The sequence below is a fragment of the Roseomonas sp. USHLN139 genome (assembly GCF_037145735.1).
Lineage (GTDB): Bacteria > Pseudomonadota > Alphaproteobacteria > Acetobacterales > Acetobacteraceae > Pseudoroseomonas.
In genome coordinates this window covers 301811-317979 of the sequence record NZ_JBBCWY010000001.1, presented here as the reverse complement: position 1 = coordinate 317979, position 16169 = coordinate 301811, and the positions used below count along the sequence as shown (strand labels likewise).

Annotated in this window: 16 protein-coding genes; 8 read left to right on the top strand and 8 right to left on the bottom strand. The window is 70.9% G+C overall.

Features of this window, described 5'->3' with window-relative positions; translation table 11 throughout:
• Positions 1–5: 5 nt before the first annotated feature.
• Entirely contained in the window at positions 6–767 is a 762-nt protein-coding gene (locus WFI16_RS01445; protein ID WP_419896009.1) for a hypothetical protein, read from the bottom strand.
• Between the two features lie 179 nt (positions 768–946).
• On the opposite strand from WFI16_RS01445, the gene WFI16_RS01440 reads away from it, so the two are divergent.
• Together WFI16_RS01440 and WFI16_RS01435 are read left to right on the top strand one after the other, a co-directional pair.
• Entirely contained in the window at positions 947–2113 is a 1167-nt protein-coding gene (locus WFI16_RS01440) for a M20/M25/M40 family metallo-hydrolase (RefSeq protein ID WP_419896008.1), read from the top strand.
• A 170-nt stretch (positions 2114–2283) separates the two neighbouring features.
• A complete protein-coding gene (locus WFI16_RS01435; RefSeq protein WP_419896007.1) occupies positions 2284–3297 on the top strand; it encodes a DUF2891 domain-containing protein in 1014 nt (337 codons plus the stop codon).
• 3 nt (positions 3298–3300) lie between these two features.
• Here WFI16_RS01435 and WFI16_RS01430 read toward each other — a convergent pair whose 3' ends face one another.
• A complete protein-coding gene (locus tag WFI16_RS01430; protein WP_419896006.1) occupies positions 3301–4005 on the bottom strand; it encodes an SDR family oxidoreductase in 705 nt (234 codons plus the stop codon).
• Between the two features lie 123 nt (positions 4006–4128).
• Here WFI16_RS01430 and aidB point away from each other — a divergent pair, with 123 nt between their 5' ends.
• Entirely contained in the window at positions 4129–4944 is an 816-nt protein-coding gene (gene aidB, locus WFI16_RS01425) for an AidB family quorum-quenching N-acyl homoserine lactonase (RefSeq protein ID WP_419896005.1), read from the top strand.
• A gap of 24 nt (positions 4945–4968) precedes the next feature.
• On the opposite strand, the gene WFI16_RS01420 is transcribed toward aidB, so the two are convergent.
• Positions 4969–5895, bottom strand: coding sequence for a LysR family transcriptional regulator (locus WFI16_RS01420; RefSeq protein WP_419896004.1), 927 nt, complete (start codon positions 5893–5895; stop codon positions 4969–4971).
• Positions 5896–6122: 227 nt separating this feature from the next.
• On the opposite strand from WFI16_RS01420, the gene WFI16_RS01415 reads away from it, so the two are divergent.
• The gene (locus WFI16_RS01415; protein WP_419896003.1) at positions 6123–6998 is read left to right on the top strand and encodes an MBL fold metallo-hydrolase; all 876 of its coding nucleotides are present in this window, start codon (positions 6123–6125) and stop codon (positions 6996–6998) included.
• Between the two features lie 2 nt (positions 6999–7000).
• Complete coding sequence (locus WFI16_RS01410) at positions 7001–7399, top strand: nuclear transport factor 2 family protein (RefSeq protein ID WP_419896002.1); 399 nt, start codon at positions 7001–7003, stop codon at positions 7397–7399.
• Between the two features lie 49 nt (positions 7400–7448).
• Here the strand turns inward: WFI16_RS01410 and WFI16_RS01405 are convergent, their stop codons facing one another.
• Both WFI16_RS01405 and WFI16_RS01400 read right to left on the bottom strand, forming a co-directional pair.
• Positions 7449–8204, bottom strand: a complete 756-nt coding sequence (locus WFI16_RS01405) for an SDR family NAD(P)-dependent oxidoreductase (protein WP_419896001.1) — start codon at positions 8202–8204, stop codon at positions 7449–7451.
• Positions 8201–9256 (bottom strand): ketopantoate reductase family protein, encoded by a 1056-nt coding sequence (locus tag WFI16_RS01400; protein WP_419896000.1) that lies wholly within the window; start codon positions 9254–9256, stop codon positions 8201–8203. The genes WFI16_RS01405 and WFI16_RS01400 overlap by 4 nt, the downstream gene beginning before the upstream one ends.
• Before the next feature lie 119 nt (positions 9257–9375).
• Between WFI16_RS01400 and WFI16_RS01395 the strand changes: the two genes are divergently transcribed.
• Complete coding sequence (locus WFI16_RS01395; protein WP_419895999.1) at positions 9376–10980, top strand: ABC transporter substrate-binding protein; 1605 nt, start codon at positions 9376–9378, stop codon at positions 10978–10980.
• A gap of 269 nt (positions 10981–11249) precedes the next feature.
• Here the strand turns inward: WFI16_RS01395 and WFI16_RS01390 are convergent, their stop codons facing one another.
• Together WFI16_RS01390 and WFI16_RS01385 are read right to left on the bottom strand one after the other, a co-directional pair.
• Entirely contained in the window at positions 11250–12842 is a 1593-nt protein-coding gene (locus WFI16_RS01390) for a peptide chain release factor 3 (protein WP_442970650.1), read from the bottom strand.
• 96 nt (positions 12843–12938) lie between these two features.
• Positions 12939–13529, bottom strand: coding sequence for a deoxycytidylate deaminase (locus WFI16_RS01385; RefSeq protein ID WP_419895997.1), 591 nt, complete (start codon positions 13527–13529; stop codon positions 12939–12941).
• Positions 13530–13700: 171 nt separating this feature from the next.
• On the opposite strand from WFI16_RS01385, the gene WFI16_RS01380 reads away from it, so the two are divergent.
• Both WFI16_RS01380 and WFI16_RS01375 read left to right on the top strand, forming a co-directional pair.
• Positions 13701–15302 (top strand): ABC transporter substrate-binding protein, encoded by a 1602-nt coding sequence (locus tag WFI16_RS01380; RefSeq protein ID WP_419895996.1) that lies wholly within the window; start codon positions 13701–13703, stop codon positions 15300–15302.
• A gap of 94 nt (positions 15303–15396) precedes the next feature.
• Complete coding sequence (locus WFI16_RS01375; protein ID WP_419895995.1) at positions 15397–15744, top strand: hypothetical protein; 348 nt, start codon at positions 15397–15399, stop codon at positions 15742–15744.
• On the opposite strand, the gene WFI16_RS01370 is transcribed toward WFI16_RS01375, so the two are convergent.
• A complete protein-coding gene (locus tag WFI16_RS01370; protein WP_419895994.1) occupies positions 15741–16127 on the bottom strand; it encodes a hypothetical protein in 387 nt (128 codons plus the stop codon). The two genes, WFI16_RS01375 and WFI16_RS01370, sit on opposite strands and share 4 nt — an antisense overlap.
• Between the last annotated feature and the right edge of the window lie 42 nt (positions 16128–16169).

Genomic DNA, 16169 nt, shown 5'->3' with positions numbered 1-16169 from the left:
CGACCTCAGCCCGCCGCGGCCAGCGCGGCGAAAGGCCCTTCCGCCACGCGCGACGGCTCGACCCGCAGCGGCAGCGCCGCCAGGCCGGGCGCGCAGCTGGCCCAGACGGTGAAGGGATTGACCGCCAGCAGGTCGCCGGCGCGCAGCGGCACCTTCAGCCCGATCCCCGGCCGCGCCACAATCTCGTCCAGGGCCGCCAGCGCCCCGCCGACCGCCGCCGGATCGATCGCGCTGCGGTCCAGCCGCGCCGCGAAGACGCCCCCCGTCACCGCGAAGACCGGCAGCTCGGCGCTGCCATCGGCCTGCGGCAGGGCGCGGTAGAACACCTCCAGCGCGGCGCGGTCGGCCTTCAGCAGCTCGTTGTGCAGCGCCGCCGCGGAATACAGCGTGACATCGGCCGGCTCGCGGCAGAGCAGCAGCAGCGCGTCGCAGGCCTCGCTGTGGAACGGGCCCGAGGGCGGTGGCGCATGCACCGCCTGGCCGATCCGGCTGCCCAGCAGCCCGAGCAGCACCGCCGCATCCGCCGGCAGCGGCAGCCCGCGCAGCAGCGAGAAGCCCAGCCCGTTCGACAGCCGCTCGGCCAGCCGCGCCAGCAGCGGGCCCAGCCGCGGCAGCGCCCCACCCGGGGTGGCCAGCGCGGCCTCGATCTCGGCCGCCTCCTCGGCGCCCAGCGGCAGCATCCAGTCGGCCGGGCTCAGGGCCGAACCGGTCCAGAGATGCGCGCCCGTCTGCGGGGCGATGCGGCGGGGGGGCGTGTGGTCTGTCATCAACGCCGATGATGACCCATGGCCGGCCGAAACGCACCACCCCGAATTCCACCCGCCGATTCCACCCGCCGATTCCACCCCCTGGCCCCCCTTGCCCTGCCCGGCCGCTGGTCGCAGGCTGCCGCCCTCCCCGAAGCCGCCCCCCCGCTTCCAAGACGCCATCCAAGAAGGACCGCCCGATGGACGCCGAGACCCTGCCCGATCAGCAGCCCGAAGCCCTGCGCGCGCTCGCCCTGCCCTTCGCGCCCGAGGCCCTGCTGGCCGGGCTGCGCCCCTGGGTGGAATGCGAAAGCCCGACCTTCGACGCCACCGCCGTCAACCGCATGATGTCGCTGGCCAGCCGGGATCTCGCCATCCTCGGCGCCCGCATCGAGCGCATCCCCGGCCGCATGGGCTTCGGCGACTGCATCCGCGCCCGCTTCCCGCACCCGGATGGCGAAATGGAAGGCGGCATCCTGGTCCTCGCCCATCTCGACACCGTCCACCCGGTGGGCACGCTCGGCGCGCTGCCGTATCGCGTCGAGGGCGACCGCGCCTTCGGCCCCGGCATCTGCGACATGAAGGGCGGCACCTTCATCGCGCTGCAGGCGATGGCCGCCATGGTCCAGGCCGGCATCGCCACCCGCCGCCCGGTGACCTTCCTGCTGACCTCGGACGAAGAGGTCGGCAGCCCCTCCACCCGCGACCTGATCGAGGCCGAGGCCGCCCGCCACGAGGTCGTCCTGGTGCCCGAGCCCGCCCGCCCCGATGGCGGCGTCGTCACCGGCCGCTACGCCATCGCCCGCTTCAACCTGCGCACCACCGGGCGCCCGAGCCATGCCGGCTCGGCGCTGGCCGACGGCCGCAGCGCCGTGCGCGAGATGTGCAAGCAGATCCTGGCGATCGAGGCGATGACGACGGAGGCCTGCACCTTCTCCGTCGGCGTCATCCATGGCGGCCAATGGGTCAACTGCGTCGCCACCCATTGCGACGCCGAGGCCCTGTCCATGGCGAAACGCCAGGACGACCTGGACCGCGCCGTCGAGCAGATGCTGGGCCTGGGGACGCAATCCGACGTCGGCCTGGAGGTGAAGCGCGGCGTCACCCGCCCGGTCTGGGAACCCGATGCCGGGACGATGCGCCTCTACGGGACCGCCAAGGCGCTCGCGGCGAAGCTCGGACTCGGCCTGCCGCATGCCAGCGCCGGCGGCGGGTCGGACGGGAACTTCACGGGGGCGATGGGGATCCCGACGCTCGACGGGTTGGGCGTCCAGGGCGCCGGCATCCACACCCTGCAGGAACACCTGCTGATCGAGAGCTTGGTGCCGCGGGCGCGGATGTTCGCGGGGCTGCTGGCGAGCGTTTGAGCTCGGCTTCAGGCTTTTCAGAAAAGCCTTGGTTGAAGGCTGGGGGAGAATGAATTCTCCCCCAGACCCCCTCATTCTCTTCTGCCAGTGCTCGGGCGCCGTTGGCGCCCTCCGCGGACGGGGATGGGCGGGGCGTTCAAAGTTGTCCTACCCCGGAACCCCACCCCGCCATGCCCGAGACCCTGACCGCCGCCGAGGCCGCCCGCCTGGCCGCCATCGCTCTTGGCCATGTCGAGCGCGAATACCCCAACAAGCCCGACCACACCCTGGCCGGCCCGGCGGATGCGCGCACGCCCGCGCAGCTGCATCCGGTCTTCTACGGCAGCTATGACTGGCATTCCTGCGTGCACAGCTATTGGCTGCTGGCCCGCCTGCTGCGCCTCTTCCCCGAGGGCGACAGGGCCCCGGCGATCCGCGCCCTCTTCGACCGCGCCTTCACCGCCGACAAGGTCGCGGCCGAATGCGCCTATCTCGAAGCCCCGACCGCGCGCGGCTTCAAGCGCCCCTATGGCTGGGCCTGGCTGCTGAAGCTGGCCGCCGAGCTGCATCGCCTGCCCGACCCGCGCTGGTCGCAGAGCTTGCAGCCACTCACAGAAATCTTCGCCCAGCGCTATCGCGACTTCCTGCCCATCGCCCCCTATCCGGTGCGGGTGGGGACGCATTTCAACACCGCCTTCGGCCTGCGCATGGCCGCCGACTATGCCGAGACTGCCGGCGGCGCCGCGCTGCTCGCCCTGCTGCGCGACACCGCACGCCGCTGGTATGGCGACGACACCGACTGCCCCGCCTGGGGCGAGCCCAGCGGCGACGACTTCTTGTCGTCTGCCCTGATCGAGGCGGAATGCATGCGGCGTCTTCTGCCGCCGGAAGACTTCGCGACCTGGTTCCCCCGCTTCCTGCCGCATCTCGCGGATAGGAAGCCCGAGACCCTCTTCACCCCGGCCCGCGTCACCGACCGCAGCGACGGCAAGATCGCGCATCTGGACGGGCTGAATCTCAGCCGCGCCTGGTGCTTCCGCGCCCTGGCCGCCGGCTTGCCCGACAACCAAGCCACCGCCGAATTGCTGCGCCAGGCGGCCGACGAACACGAGGCCGCCGCCCTGCCGCATCTCGAGGGCGACTATATGGGCGAGCACTGGCTGGCGACCTATGCCCTGCTCGCCCTCACCGTCGCCGAGGGCTGAGCCTCAGACCGCCCGCGTCAGCCCGCCATCGACCCGCAGGTTCTGCCCGGTGATGTAGCCCGCCCCGTCCGAGGCCAGGAAGGCAACGGTGGCGGCGATCTCCGCCGCGGTGCCGTAGCGCTGCATCGGCACGCTGGCGCGGCGCGCCTCGACGGCGGGCAGGCTGTCGATCCAGCCGGGCAGCACGTTGTTCATGCGGATCTTCTCCGCCGCATAGGTATCCGCGAAGATCTTGGTGAAGGAGGCCAGCCCCGCCCGGAACACCGCCGAGGTCGGGAACATGGCGCTCGGCTCGAAGGCCCAGGCGGTCGAGATATTGACGATGGCGCCGCCCCCGCCCTGCTGCATCACCGGCACCACCAGCCGGGTCGGGCGGATGACGTTCAGCAGATAGGTGTCCATGCCCTGGTGCCAGGCCTCGTCGGTGATCTCCAGGATCGGCGCGCGCGGGCCGTGGCCGGCGCTGTTCACCAGCACGTCGATCCGCCCCCAGTGCTGCACCACCGTCTCGACCAGCCGCGCCAGGTCGTCATTCGACTGGTTCGACCCGGTGACGCCGAGGCCGCCGAGTTCCTTCGCCAGCGCCTCGCCCTTGCCCGAGGACGACAGCACCGCCACCCGGAACCCGTCCGCCGCCAGCCTGCGCGCGCAGGCGGCGCCCATGCCGCTGCCGCCCGCCGTCACCACCGCCACCTTCGTCTCGGCCATGCTGGGCCCTCCCTTGCCACCGGTCCGGCATTCTTCGCCGCGGACCCTGCGGCGGCAACCCCGGGGCGCTGGCCGCGCCGCCCCGGGCATGGTCTAAGCCAGCGACCCTCGAGGAGGCACCCCATGCCGACCGCCCCATCCTTCCGTTCCGGCTCGATCGAGACCGTCCTGCTGCGCGACGGCCACTTCACCGCGCCGGCCGAGACGCTGACCCATATTGGCGGCGCGCCCGACCGCGCCCGCGCCATCGCGACCTGGGGCCGCCCGCAGATCGCCACCGACGTGAACTGTTTCCTGCTGCGCGGCCCGATGGGCGTCACCCTGATCGATGTCGGCGTCGGCACCGCCTGGGGAGACGGTTTTGGTCACGCCCGCGCCCAGCTGGCGGCGCTGGGCATCGCGCCGGCGGCGGTCGAGCGCGTGCTGCTCACCCATCTGCATGACGACCACCTGAACGGCCTCTACGAGGGCGACACGCCCTTCTTCCCGGCGGCCGAGATCTGGGCGCCGCAGGCCGACCTGGCCTTCTTCACCGACCCGCAGGCCCGCGCCCGCCTGCCCGAGGCCCGCCATGGCGGCTTCAAGATGGCCGAGAAGCTGCTGCGCGTCTTCGGCGACCGGGTCCGCGCCCTCCCCGCCGGCCCGGTGCTGCCGGGGATCGAGGCGGTGCCGCTGCCCGGCCACACCCCCGGCCACACCGGCTACCGGATCGAAGGGAGGCTGCTGGTCTGGGCCGACCTGCTGCACCTGCAGGCGCTGCAGCCGGCCGAGCCGGAGATCGGCCTGGTCTTCGACCTCGACCCCGCCCAGGCCGCCGCCACGCGCCGCGCCACCCTGGCGCGCGCCGCCGCCGAGGGGCTGGTGATCGCCGGCAGCCATGTCGAGGGCTTCCACCGCGTCACCGCCGCCGGCGCGGGCTTCGCCTTCACGGGGGCATGATCCCGGCGGGGCGGTGATCCGCCCTCACCCCGCCGCGCCGGGACTTTCGCCACCGGGGACAGGCGGCCTGCGCCGTTCCGCCTCGATCAGCATCGCCAGGAAGGCGGTGACCTTGGCCGGCCGGAAGCGCGCGGCGGGATAGACCGCATGGATGCCGCCGGCGGGCAGTTGCCAGGCCGGCAGGACATGCAGCAGCTGCCCGGCCGCCAGCAGGTCCCGCACCAGGAAATCCGGCAGGACCGAAAGGCCGCCACCGATCTGCACGGCGGCCAGCACGGCCGGTGTCGTGTCGATGGCGATGGTGGCCTGCAGGCGCACCGTCCGCCGCTCCCCGTCGCCGCGGGCGAACTGCCACAGCAGCGGCTCCTTCAGGGCCATGTTGGCGACGAAGGGCAGGCCGGCCAGATCCTCGGGCTGGCGCGCGGCGGCGATGCGCGCCGCCAGGGCCGGGCCGCCGACCAGCATCTGCCGGAAGCTGCCGATCCGGCGCGCCTGCAGGCTGGAATCCTCGAGCCAGCCCACGCGGATCGCCAGGTCGATCTCGCCGGTCAGCAGGTCGAGCGTCTGGTCGTGCAGCACCAGCTCGACCCGGCATTGCGGGTAGCGCGCCGAGAAGGCGGTGACGACGGGCACCAGCGTCACGATGCCATAGTCATTGGGCGCGGTGATGCGCAGGGTTCCGCTGGGTTGCGCCGCCCCCTGGGCCAGCTCGCCGAAGGCCTCTTCCGCCTCCCGCAGGATCGCGGTGCAGCGGGCATGGAACAGGCGCCCCGCCTCGGTCGGCTGCACCCGCCGCGTGGTCCGCAGCAGCAGGGTGGCACCGACCTCGCGCTCCAGCTCGGCGACCTGCTGGCTGACGACGGCCTTGCTGATCCGCAGCCTCTCCGCCGCCCGGGTGAAGGAGCCGGTATCGGCCACCGCCGCGAAATAGGCCAGCCGGTTCAGGTTCATGCGGTCATTGGGCCTTCGCTGCTCAGGAATTGTCAAACTTTAGCAGACACTCTGTTCCAGGCGTCGCTGTTTTCCTGACGGTTGCGGCATGCGATTCCTCGGGCCCGGCAGCAGGCAGAAGCCCCCGTCCCGCGAGGACCACCCGGCTACCCGCCTGCCTGGCCCCCGCTTCGCCCCGTCCCGACCTTTCACCGAAGAGCCCCGCCATGTTCACCCGGAGAGCGATCATGCAGACCACCCTTCTCGCCCCTGCGGCCGTCTTGGCGCCGTCCGGGCTGCGCGGCGCCGCTGCGGCGGCCCCCGGCTGGAAGGCCTTTCCGGCCGGTCCGAACGGCTTCTTCCGGGCGCCGGTGCTGCTGACCGGCGCGACCGAAGCCCTGCTGATCGATGGCGGCTTCACCCTGCCGGACGGGCGCGCCCTGGCGGAGGCCATCAAGGCGACCGGCAAACGGCTGACCACGATCTATGTCAGCCAGAGCGACCCCGATTACTATTTCGGCCTGCGCCCCGTCGCCGAGGCCTTCCCGCAGGCGCGGGTGATCGCGGCGCCGGAAACCGTCGAGGCCATCCGCGGCAATGTCGAGAAGAAGCTCGCCACCTGGGGCCCGCAGCTCAAGGAGAATGGCCCGCAGACGCTGGCCGATGTGGTGATGCCGGAGGCCTTCGCGGGCAGGACGCTGACCGTCGATGGCGAGGCGGTCGAGATCGTCGATGCCGAGGGGCTGGCCAACCGCCGCTACCTCTGGGTGCCGTCGCTGCGGGCGGTGTTCGGCGGCGTGCTGGTCTTCTCGGGCGTGCATGTCTGGACCGCCGACACCCAGACCAGGGAGGCGCGCGCCGCCTGGATCGCCACGCTGGAGAAGATGGCGGCACGCCAGCCCGCCATCGTGGTGCCCGGCCATATGGCGCCGGGGGCGGCGACCGATCCGTCCGGCATCCGGCACACGCTGGATTACCTGCGGGCCTTCGAGGAAGAGCTGGCCAGGGCCAGCGGCGCGGCGGCGCTGAACGCGGCGATGAAGGCCCGCTTCCCCGGCCTCGGCATGGAAGTGGCGGTGGATATCGGCGCCAAGGTGGCCACCGGCGAGATGAAGTGGGGCTGACGGTGGGCGCCAGTCTCGAGATCATCCGCGCCACCTACGAAGGCTCGTCGGAGGAGAACGGCCGCAACCTGCTGGCCGCCCTGGCCCCCGAGGCCGAATGGACGGAAGCCGAAGGCTTTCCCTATGCCGGCACCTATGTCGGGGCCGCCGCCATCATCGCCGGTGTCTTCCAGCGGCTGGGCAGCGAGTGGACCGGCTACCGCGCCGATGTGCACAGCTTCATGGAGGACGGCGACCGTGTCGCCGCCTTCGGGACCTATAGCGGCACCTACAAGGCAACCGGCCAGTCGATGCGCGCGGCGTTTGCGCATCTCTACGTGCTTCGGGACGGCAAGATCCTGCGGATGACGCAGTATGTCGACACCGCCATGGTGCGCGAGGCCCTGGCGCCTGCCGGCTGAAGCGTGATCGACAGCGCGGGGGAGACCGCGGTCTCCCCCGGTTGCCGGCCTACTTGCCGCCGTCGACGCTGAGGATCTGCCCCGAGATCCACTTCGCCTTGTCGCTGGCCAGGAAGGTCACCGCATCGGCGATGTCCTGCGCCTCGCCCACCCGGCGCAGCGCGATGCTGTCCAGCAGCCGCTTCTGCCCCTCTTCGCCATAGCTGGCGAACTGCGCGACCGAGGCCGGGTTGGAGGGGATGAAGCCCGGCGCCACCGAATTGACGTTGATGCCGTACTGGCCGAGCTCGCTGGCCAGCTGCCGGGTCAGCCCGACCAGCCCGTGCTTGGCCGAGCAATAGGCCTGGATGCCGGTCAGGCTGCGCTGCAGCCCGGCCCCCGAGGAGATGGTGACGATCTTGCCCCGGCCCGCCCGCTTCATCCCCGGCACCGCGGCGGCGCAGAGGTTGAAGCAGGCATGCAGGTTGATGTCGAAGATGCCGTGCCAGTCCTCCTCCGGCACGTCTTCCACCGGCCGCATCACCTGGCCGCGCACGCCGCCGGCATTGGCCACCAGCACACCGATCGGTCCGCCGGCGGCGGCCTCGACGCGGGCGATCCAGCCGCGCGCGGCGCCGGGGGCGGTCAGGTCGAAGGCCTCGGTCTGGATCGAGCTGCCCTGGGCGGTCCCGGCCAGTTCCTCGGCCGACAGGTCGCAGCCGAAGACCCGCGCGCCCATCGCCGCGAAGTCGCGGGCGATCAGCTGGCCGAAGCCGTGGCCGGCGCCGGTGACGGCCACCACCACCCCATCGAAGCGGATGTTCATGCGCCGAGCAGCTCCGTCAGGTTGCGGTCGTCCATCTTGCGGCGGCCAGCCTCGCAGTCATGGATGGCGGCGATCAGCGCGGTCAGCGCCGGGGCCGGGATGCCGTGCTTCGCCGCGAGCGCCGCCACCGGCGCCAGCTGCGCATCGACCTCGGTGCTGCGCTGCCGCACCCAGAGGTCGCGCCAGATGCCGGAATGCGTCTTGGCGTTGGGCCGGTTGAAGGCGACCATGGCGGCGACGCTGGCCGCCGCCGCCTCCGGCGCCGCGCCCGGCTGGAAGGCCGCCGGGTCGAAGCCGTTGAAGCCCTTGGGCGAGACGCCCTCGGCGGCTGCCACCTGCATCACCTCGGTACCCAGGGCGCGCCACAGCGGCAGCAGCTCGGGCCGCGCCAGCGCATCGGCGATGCCCTTCTCGCCCAGCGCCTGGGCGAAGAGCATGGCGCCATAGCCCAGCTTGCCCCAGAGATAGGCGCCGATGTCGCGGGTCAGCTCGGCGCGCGGCTCGAACAGCGACAGCAGCCGGTGCAGCGCCTCCAGCCGCGGCGTCACGCTGCCGTCCAGCTCGCCCACCACCACGGCGCCGCGGCCGCCATAGAGGATATGCCCCGGCGCCAGCCAGTCGGCGCTGAAATTGACGAAGGCGCCGATGGTGCGCTCGGGCCCGACGACGCCGGCGATGATCGCCTCGCACAGCCCGTTCTGCAGCGAGGCGACATGGCCGTCCTCGGCCAGGTGCGGCAGCAGGGCGCGCGCCGCGGCCTCGGTGTGCTGCGCCTTCACGCAGAGCAGGATGCGGCGGAACGTCCCGGTCAGCTCGCCGGGCAGGTGCGCCGGGGCGTGCACGGTGTAGTGCTCGACCGGCCCCTCGATCGCCAGGCCGCGCTTCGGGTCGCGGATCGCGGCGACATGCTCGGCCTCGATGTCGACGAAGACCACCGCATGGCCGGCGCGCACCAGCGCCGCCCCCACCGTGCCGCCGATCGCCCCCGCCCCCCAGACCAGGATGGGCCCCGCCATCCCCTCCGCCGCCGCGCTGTCAGCCTTGATCGCCATGCGTCATCATCTCTCTAGCCTGCAGCGGTGCTGTTTTGATGCATCGACTCTTGCCGGAATCCTGCACGCCCCGCACCCTCTGACGCGAGGGACGCTGAAAGATCGGGGAGTTTCCGTCAATGCTTCGCAGACTACTGCTCTCGGCCGCCGCCCTCCTGGCGCTGGCCGCTGCCGCCCCCATGTCCGCCGCCCAAGGGCAGGCCCAGGCCCAGGAGCTGCGCATCGGCGTGCGCGCCGGGCCGGAGGGCATCGACCCGCATTTCATGGCGCTCGGCAACCACGCCGCGGCGCTGCGCAACATCTTCGACAGCCTGGTCGCGGTCGACGAGAAGCTGCAGGTGACGCCGGCGCTCGCCACCGCCTGGCGCGCCGTCGACGACCTGACCTGGGAATTCCGGCTGCGCGAGGGCGTGAAGTTCCATGACGGCCGGCCCTTCACCGCCGCCGACGTCAAGTTCTCGGTCGAGCGGGTGAAGGACGCCGCCGGCCCGGATGGCGGGCTGGTCATCTACACCCGCAGCATCGTCGGCGTGGACATCATCGACGATCATACGGTGCGCATCCGCACCAACGTGCCCAACGCCGCCCTGCCGCAGGACATGACACGGCTGTTCATCGTCTCGGCCGGCATCGCGCCGACCGCCAAGGCGCCGGAATTCAACAGCGGCGCCGCCGCCATCGGCACCGGCCCCTTCAAGTTCGTCTCCTGGACGCCGCGCGGCGACCTGGTGATGGAGCGCGCCCCCGGCTACTGGGGCGGCGAGGCGCCCTGGTCGAAGGTCACCCTGGTCGAGATCAGCAACGACGCCGCCCGCGTCGCCGGGCTGCTGTCCAACCGCGTCGACTTCGCCAACTACATCCCCGTCTCCGACATCGCCCGGCTGAAGCGGGAGCGGAACCTTTCCCTCTATCAGGGCGAGAGCATCTATACCTTCCTGCTCTACCCCGACCTGCGCGAGGACATGGCGCTGCCCGCCCTGCGCGGCATCACCGACAAGGCCGGCCAGACCCTGCCGCGCAACCCGTTCCGCGACCTCCGCGTCCGCCAGGCGCTGTCGCTGGCGATCGACCGCCAGGCCATCGCCCAGTCGGTCTTCGAGGGCACCGCCACCCCGGCCTACCAGCTGATGCCCTCCGGCATGTTCGGCGCCAACCCGAACCCGCCCCGCCTGCCGACCGACGTCAACCGCGCCAAGGCCCTGCTCGCCGAGGCCGGCTATCCGAACGGCTTCCGCTTCCCGCTGTTCTGCTCCTCCGACCGGCTGCCCGGGGACGGGGCGACCTGCACCGCGCTCGGCCAGCTCTTCGCCCGCATCGGCCTCGACGTGCAGGTCAATGCCCAGCCGCGCACCATCTTCTTCGCCGCCCGCACCCGCGGCGACTACCCGATCACCATGGCCGGCTGGGGCACCCTGACCGGCGAGGCCGGCTACGCCCTCTCCTCCTTCGTGCACAGCAAGGAGGGCCCCGGCGGCCGCTACGGCGCCTTCAACGTCTCCGGCTACGCCAACCCGGAACTCGACAAGCTGATCGCCGAAGCCATGGGCACGCTGAACGACGACAAGCGCCGCGCCCTGTTCCAGGAGATCCAGGCCAAGGCGGTCGCCGATGCCGGCCAGATCCCGATCGTCATCCTGCCCACCGTCTGGGCCGGGCGGGCGAACCTGACCTTCACGCCGCGCACCGACGAGGAGACCTTGGCGTTCCATATTCGGGCTAAGTAAAAGTAAGTCAGAGGTAGGCCAGGGGAATGAATTCCCCTGGACCCCTTCTTTTTTCTGTCAGACTGCCGTGTCCACGTGATGACAGGACGTGAAACGGCCCAGCCACGGCGCGACCTGCAAAGGCGCGCTGCTTTTATATGAAAATGGCGTCCCGCCGGGACGCCCTGGTGCCGCCTGCGTTGCAGCGCTGGCCCGAAAACGGCCAACAGAATAGAAAGAAGAAGGGGTCGAGGGGAATTCATTCCCCTCGCCTACCCAAGCCCTTCTCTTCAGACCCCGTGCTGTTCCCGCAACGCCAGGAACTTCAGCTGCGGCCATTCTTCTTCGGAGCGCTTCCGCCCCCATTCGGAGTTGAAGAAGGCCACCGGCTCGTTGTCGTGGTCTTCGGCCATCTGGCTGGGGGCGGTGCGCAGGAAGCGGTCGAGGGCCACGCGGTCCTCGGTCGCGATCCAGCGCATGGTGGACCAGCTGGTCGCCTCGAAGCCGACCTGGACGCCGTATTCCGCCTGCAGCCGGCTGCTCAGCACGTCGAGCTGCAGCTGGCCGACCACGCCGACCACCGGCTGGCTGCCGTCCAGCGGGCGGAACACCTGGACCACGCCCTCGTCGGCCAGCTGGTCGAGCGCCTTGCGCAGCTTCTTGGCCAGCATCGGATCGTCGAGGCGGATGCGGCGCAGGATCTCGGGCGCGAAGGAGGGGACGCCGCGGAAGTTCAGCTCCTCGCCATCGGTCAGGGTGTCGCCGATGCGCAGCACGCCGTGGTTGGCGATGCCGACCACGTCGCCGGGCCAGGCTTCCTCGGCCACTTGGCGTTCCTTGGCGAAGAAGAACAGCGGCGCATTGACCGGGATCGACTTGCCGGTGCGCACCTGCTTCAGCCGCGCGCCCTTGCGCAGCTTGCCCGAGCAGATGCGCAGGAAGGCCACGCGGTCGCGGTGCTGCAGGTCGGTATTCGCCTGGATCTTGAAGACGAAGCCGGACAGCTTCTCCTCCTCCGGCTCGACCACGCGGGTATCGGCGCGGCGGGCGGAGGGCGGCGGCGCGAAGCGGGCCAGCCCGTCCAGCAGGTGCTTGACGCCGAAGCCGCGCAGCGCGCTGCCGAAATAGACCGGCGTCAGGTGGCCCTCGCGGAAGCTCTCGAGGGCGAAGTCGTTGTACATCGAGGCGACTTCGATGCCCTCGCGCAGCAGGTCGCCCTGGCCGAAAGGCAGCAGCCCGTCGATGCGCGGGTCTTCCGGCCCGTCCAGCTTCTCGTCGCGCTCGCCGCCCTCGGTCAGCAGGCGCAGCGTCGCGTCCTGCCGGTCATAGACGCCGGAGAACTGCTTGCCCGAGCCGATCGGCCAGGTGGCCGGGGTGACGTCGAGGGCCAGGGTCTTCTCGATCTCGTCGAGCAGCTCCAGCGGCTCCCGCGCCTCGCGGTCCATCTTGTTGATGAAGGTGACGATCGGGATGTCGCGCAGGCGGCAGACCTCGAACAGCTTGCGGGTCTGCGCCTCGATGCCCTTGGCGGCATCGATCACCATCACCGCGGCATCGACCGCCGAGAGGGTCCGGTAGGTGTCCTCGGAGAAGTCCTCGTGGCCCGGCGTGTCCAGCAGGTTGAAGATCTGCCCGGCATATTCGAAGGTCATGACGCTGGTCGCGACCGAGATGCCGCGGTCCTGCTCGATCTTCATCCAGTCGGAGCGGGTCCGCCGCCGCTCGCCCTTGGCCCGCACGGCCCCCGCGATCTGGATGGCGCCGCCCAGCAGCAGCAGCTGCTCGGTCAGGGTGGTCTTGCCGGCGTCCGGGTGGGCGATGATCGCGAAAGTCCGCCGACGCTGCGCCTCGGTCGCCGTCTGGGTGTCGGGGGTCGTCAACAGGGCTGCTCCGGGATCGTCGTCTTGCGGGGGTCGGGGGGTATAGCGCGCCGGGCCGCGGAAATCGACTCAGCCGCCCGGGAGGTTATCCGGGGGGGGTCATCCGGGGCCGCCCCCCGCCCCCCCGAAGTCGAAGCTGTGCTGGTGGGTGGAGAACGGGTCCTCGGCGGCGCGCGCCTCGTCGCGGTTCAGCCCCAGCCGGTCGAGCTGCTCGCCGGTGACGGCGGTGAACTCGACCCCCGCCTCGCGCAGCATCTCGATCGCCAGCAGCCCGACCTGGTCCCAGTAGCTGCCGGTGCCGCTGCGCGGCGCCGCGGCGACCACCCGCCGCACCCCGGACTGGATCAGCAGCGTCGCGCAGACATTGCAGACCGGCTTGCCGACCACATAGGCGTCGCAGTGCCGCGCCTCCCGCCCGGCATGCAGCAGGGCGTTCTGCTCGGCATGCAGGATCATCCGCAGCTTCTGCGCCTTGTCCTGCAGCCGCTCGGCCGAATCCTCGACATTGGCGGGGAAGCCGTTGAAGCCGGTGGCGACGATCCGGGCATGGCGCTGCTGCACCAGCACGGCGCCGACCTTGGCGCGCGGATCCTTCGACCACTGCGCGATATGATGGGCCAGGCCCAGATAGCGCTCGTCCCAGCGGGCCTGCTTCTCCGGATTGCCGGCGAAGCTGTTCGGGTTGGTCATGGCCTGCCTCGCGCCGCGATCCGTGTCGTCCACACCTGAGGGCACTGCCTGGTCAAAGCAAGAGATTGACCGCCGCCCCGCGCCGTGGCGCAATCCCGCCCGACGCAGGACGCCGGGAACAGGCGCCGCGAGGGATCGCAGCTTTCACATTCCGAGACTGGAGAGACGACCTTGGCTGATCAACTGCACCTGCGGCGCCGCGCGCTGTTCGCCCTGCCCGCCGCCGCCCTGCTGGCCGGCACCAGCCGGGCCGCGCGCGCCCAGGCCGCGGGCCAGAACCTGACCCTGGCGGTGGCGGCGCCGCCGACCTCGCTGGACCCGCACTACCACACGCTGTCGCCCAACAACGCGGTGGCGCAGCATTTCTTCGACAAGCTGGTGGAGCGCGACGCCGCCGCCAAGCTGCGGCCCGGCCTGGCGGAATCCTGGACGCTGGTCGACGACACCACCTGGGAGTTCAAGCTCCGCAAGGGCGTCAAGTTCTCCAACGGCCAGGAATTCACCGCCGAGGACGTGGTCTTCACCCTGAAGCGCGTGCCCAACGTGGTGAACAGCCCGGGCAGCTTCAGCATGTATTCCCGTGCGGTGGTCGAGACCGAGATCGTCGACCCCTACACGCTGCGGATGAAGACCGCCGAGATCTACCCGCTGCTGCCCTATGACATGAACAACATCTTCATCATCTGCAAGTCGGTGGGCGACAACGTGGCGACCGGCGACTTCAACAACGGCAAGGCGATGATCGGCACCGGGCCGTTCCGCCTGCAGAGCTACAGCCCCGACGACCGCATCGTCATGACGCGCAACGACAGCTACTGGGGCGAGAAGCCGGACTGGGCGCAGGTCACCTACCGCTTCATCACCAACAACGGCGTCCGCGTCGCGGCGCTGCTGTCGGGCGACGTGCAGATGATCGACGTGGTGCCGCCCTCCGACACGCCGCGGCTGCGCTCCACCCAGGGCATCTCCTTCTCCGAGATCCCGAGCCTGCGCTGCATCTACCTGAAGCTGGATGTGGAGCACGACGTCTCCCCCTACATCTTCGACAATGACGGCAAGCCGATGAACAAGAACCCGCTGCGCGACCTGCGGGTCCGCCGGGCGCTGAGCATGGGCATCAACCGCCAGGGCATCGTCGATCGCGTCATGCAGGGCGTCGGCACGCCGGCCGGGCAGATGATGCCGCCGGGCGCGCTGGGCTATAACCCCAACATCCCGGTGCAGGCGCTCGACGTCGACGGCGCCAAGAAGCTGCTGGCCGAGGCCGGCTATCCCAACGGCTTCAAGATCTCGCTGCTGGGGCCGAACAACCGCTACGTCAACGACGCGCAGATCATCCAGGCGATCGGCCAGATGTGGCAGCGCATCGGCGTCACCACCACGGTGGACGCGGTGCCCTTCTCGGTGCTGGCGCAGCGCCAGGCGAAGAACGACATGTCGGCGATGCTGATCGGCTGGGCGACCAGCGGCGAGCCGTCGACCGCGCTGAAGGGCGTGCTGACCACCCGCATCCCGGAGAAGGGCTTCGGCACCACCAACTTCAACGGCTTCTCCAACGCGAAGGTGGACGAGCTGACCATCGAGGGGCTGCGCACGGCCGACGACGCCAAGCGCGACCAGCTGTTCCAGGAAGCCATGAAGATCGCCATGGAGGATCTCGGCCTGGTGCCGCTGCACATGCAGAAGAACATCTGGGCGCTGCGCGGGCCGATCACCTACGAGGCGCGGGCCGACGAGCTGACGCTGGCGATGAGCGTCAAGAAGGCGGGGTAATTCTTGTCGGATGCCGCGCCCGGTGGGCGCGGCGGATGGGGCGCCGGGAGGGCTTCTTCCGGCGCCCCTTTTCGTTTGAGCTGAGGAAAGAAGAATGCGCATCCGCTGGCCCTCGGTGGCGGAAGGGCTGGTCCAGGCCGCCCTCACCGTGCTGGTCCTGCTCGACCTGCTGGTGGTGTCGACGCTGCCCTCGGCCGATGCATGCCACATGACGCCGATGCCGGCCGATTGCCTGACCTTTGGCGGCGAAGGTCCCTATCCCTGGCATTACGCCAGCCGCGACGTCTATCTCGCGACGCTGCTGGCGGGGCTGGGGATCGCGCTGCTGGGGCTGCTGGCGCCGTTCCTGACGCGACAGCCGCGGCATGGGCTGCCGATCGCCGGGATTACGCTAGGGCTGCGTCTGGCGGGGATCGCCGAGGGGCTGATGCGGGCCGGTTAGCTCCAGCGCCGGCGCCCGCGCCACGCCGTCCAGCCGAGGAAGCCGGCCGGCCCCAGCAGGCTGGTGGAGATCAGCGCCAGCCCGATCCAGGCTTCGACAGGGGTGACGTAGAAGACCGGCCCGCCGCGGCCGAAGGTCCAGCGCTCGGTCTGCCCGGTCGCGGCCGAAGGCGTCGTCGGCGAGGACAGGCCGAGGATGAAGCTCCATCCGAAGAAGAGGGCGAAGCCGGCAAGGAAGAGCAGGACGGTCATGATGACCTTGTGCTGCGTCGCCCTGCTCTCGGGCGGGCGGAACTGCCGGGCAAAGGCCTGGGCAGGCGTTTCCTCGGGCAGGCCGGTCCAGGAGGCGGAGGGCAAAGAGCGCGGCGGCGGAGCCTCGGTCATCTGTCCGAGTGTGCCACAAACCCGTGGCGGGGCCAGCCCAAG

Coding starts and splice junctions, on each gene's coding strand:
- WFI16_RS01435 (WP_419896007.1), top strand. CDS start 2,284: ATGCCCGAGACCCTGACCGCCGCCGAGGCCGCCCGCCTGGCCGCCATC.
- WFI16_RS01430 (WP_419896006.1), bottom strand. CDS start 4,005: ATGGCCGAGACGAAGGTGGCGGTGGTGACGGCGGGCGGCAGCGGCATG.
- WFI16_RS01420 (WP_419896004.1), bottom strand. CDS start 5,895: ATGAACCTGAACCGGCTGGCCTATTTCGCGGCGGTGGCCGATACCGGC.
- WFI16_RS01400 (WP_419896000.1), bottom strand. CDS start 9,256: ATGGCGATCAAGGCTGACAGCGCGGCGGCGGAGGGGATGGCGGGGCCC.
- WFI16_RS01415 (WP_419896003.1), top strand. CDS start 6,123: ATGCAGACCACCCTTCTCGCCCCTGCGGCCGTCTTGGCGCCGTCCGGG.
- WFI16_RS01405 (WP_419896001.1), bottom strand. CDS start 8,204: ATGAACATCCGCTTCGATGGGGTGGTGGTGGCCGTCACCGGCGCCGGC.
- WFI16_RS01440 (WP_419896008.1), top strand. CDS start 947: ATGGACGCCGAGACCCTGCCCGATCAGCAGCCCGAAGCCCTGCGCGCG.
- WFI16_RS01385 (WP_419895997.1), bottom strand. CDS start 13,529: ATGACCAACCCGAACAGCTTCGCCGGCAATCCGGAGAAGCAGGCCCGC.
- WFI16_RS01375 (WP_419895995.1), top strand. CDS start 15,397: ATGCGCATCCGCTGGCCCTCGGTGGCGGAAGGGCTGGTCCAGGCCGCC.
- WFI16_RS01445 (WP_419896009.1), bottom strand. CDS start 767: ATGACAGACCACACGCCCCCCCGCCGCATCGCCCCGCAGACGGGCGCG.
- WFI16_RS01395 (WP_419895999.1), top strand. CDS start 9,376: ATGCTTCGCAGACTACTGCTCTCGGCCGCCGCCCTCCTGGCGCTGGCC.
- WFI16_RS01370 (WP_419895994.1), bottom strand. CDS start 16,127: ATGACCGAGGCTCCGCCGCCGCGCTCTTTGCCCTCCGCCTCCTGGACC.
- aidB (WP_419896005.1), top strand. CDS start 4,129: ATGCCGACCGCCCCATCCTTCCGTTCCGGCTCGATCGAGACCGTCCTG.